Raw genomic sequence first — 1352 nt, forward strand, 5'->3', positions numbered from 1 at the left:
ATATTCAGGAGGGGATTAAATGGCTGGTTCAACGATAATGCTTGCATCAGCTGGTTCAGGAAAAACGTATTATATAGCAAATCAGTTAAATAAAAATCAAAAAAATTTAGTAATAACTTATACAAGGCAGAATGTAGCTAATCTTAAAAGAGAAATAAAAAATATACATGGGGAAGTACCAAAGAATACACAAGTTTTAACGTTTTCTAGTTTTGTATATAGATGGCTATTGAAACCTTTTGAACCTATCTTAGAGATTGGTAGTAGTACTGTAATAATTACTAACGGGGTTGAAATTAATAAAGAACCAGAGCCACAAAGTATTAAAGGAAAACCAAATTACAAATATTTTAAACAAGATGATTATAGACATTATATTTATAATCAAAAATATTATCCTTCAAGAATGTCCAGTTTAGTGTTAGCTCAATCGAAAGAAATAAAAAAAATGATAATTGAACGTCTAAATAAATTTTGCGATCAAATATATTTTGATGAACTCCAAGATTTCATGGGCAAAGATTTTGATTTATTATCAATGTTTGTAAAAGAAAAGAACGTAAAAGTTTTTGCTGTAGGAGACTTTCATCAACATTCCGTTAGTAAATCTAATTTTTCAGCTACCAAACCATTTCTGAAAAAAGGAAAAATCAATATATCGAAAGAAGAATACAAACTACTTTTTAAAGGGAAAGTAGAAATAGATGAAAGCACTCTGATAAAAAGTAGGCGTGTTCCGGAGGAAATATGTAATTTCATTAATAATAAACTGGGGATTAACATACAATCTTCAAGTGAAATAAAAGGGCATTATGAATTATTAGAAACAGATTCAAAAATAATTGAGGTTTTAGAAGATGCTAATATAATAAAGTTATTCTTTAAACAAAGTCGTAAGTATAACGGCATTCCAGCTATTAATTGGGGTTATTCTAAAGGCGATACTTACCAAAAATCTTGTATTATTCTAACTAAGACATTTGAATCATTGTTTGAAAAAGATTTTTCATGTGCTCATTTAACACCTGCTCAAATAAATCCACTCTATGTAGCAATGACCAGAGCTACAAATGAACTTTACTTCATAAAAGAAAAAGATTTTAAAAGATTCAAATCAAAATATTTAATTATTTAAACAGAGTTTAAAAAGGGATTTCTCTTTCCTCTTTGTTCTCTCAAGTGTAATCATTCGCTCATTAAGATCAGTAAAGGGATGCTTTCGCTAACACTTCAGCAAACTTTGTGAACTTTTTTGCTAGTGCTCCAAAAAACTTGCACAAACTTCAAGTCCCTTGACAGCTCTTTTCGCAAAGCTGTGTTAGTATTCATTGTTGATATTTGCAATTATACGA

At 29.1% G+C, this 1352-nt stretch carries 1 protein-coding gene; it reads left to right on the forward strand.

Annotated elements, in window-relative coordinates:
- Positions 1-19: 19 nt before the first annotated feature.
- Complete coding sequence (locus CGZ90_RS20200) at positions 20-1135, forward strand: UvrD-helicase domain-containing protein (protein WP_094254260.1); 1116 nt, start codon at positions 20-22, stop codon at positions 1133-1135.
- The last annotated feature ends 217 nt before the right edge of the window (positions 1136-1352 follow it).

This window comes from Fictibacillus aquaticus (genome assembly GCF_002245695.1).
GTDB lineage: Bacteria > Bacillota > Bacilli > Bacillales > Fictibacillaceae > Fictibacillus > Fictibacillus aquaticus.